The sequence below is a fragment of the Mycobacterium sp. E2462 genome (genome assembly GCF_001672685.1).
Taxonomy (GTDB): Bacteria; Actinomycetota; Actinomycetes; order Mycobacteriales; family Mycobacteriaceae; genus Mycobacterium.
In genome coordinates, this window is the sequence record NZ_LZKC01000301.1 from 1 (window position 1) to 657 (window position 657).

Annotated in this window: 1 protein-coding gene; it reads right to left on the reverse strand. The window is 69.4% G+C overall.

Annotation, left to right across the window (positions count from 1 at the left end; translation table 11 throughout):
- Positions 1-657, reverse strand: a 657-nt coding sequence (locus A5714_RS15170) for an MCE family protein (RefSeq protein WP_156747335.1), incomplete at both ends; no start/stop codon positions are given.

Consider the following 657-nt stretch of genomic DNA (forward strand, 5'->3'; position numbering starts at 1 on the left):
GGGAACGGCGCGGCCACGGTCTGGGCGATCGACGCGCCCTGCGGCAGGAACACCAGGACCTGCTCGACGCCGGTGTGGTACCGCTTGAGCAGGTCGAACACGACCTCGAGGTTCGCCAGCGTCTGGGGCAGCGAGTCCCGCACGTCGTTGAACACCGAGTTGACCTGGTCGGCCGTCGGCGCCGCCTGGCGCAGGATGCTCTTCACGTGCGGGTCCTGCTGGGCGGCCTGGGCGCTGAGCCGGTTGAGGTTGCGCGCCCAGCGCTCGATGGCCCCGCTCGACTGCACCTGGCTGTCCAGCACGCCGCCGGAGTTCTCGATGAGGTCGTTGACGTCGTTGATGTTGGTCTTGAAGTCACCGACGATCGCCTGGGTGGAGTCGACCAGCCGCTGCAGCGCCGGGCCCAACCCTCCGACCGACTGCGCCGTCTCGTCGAGGAGCTGACCGATTTTCTCCTTCGGCAGCACCGACAGGCCGCGGTTGGCCGTGTCCAGCGCCGGCCCGATCTCCGCGGGCACCGTCCCCTTGGTGATGGTCTGCCCCGGCGACAGGAACTTGCCGGGGTGGCCGGTGGACACCAGGTCCAGGTACTGCTCACCGACCGCCGACACCGAGTGCACGTCCGCCGACGCGTCCACCGGGATCTTGTAGCGGCTG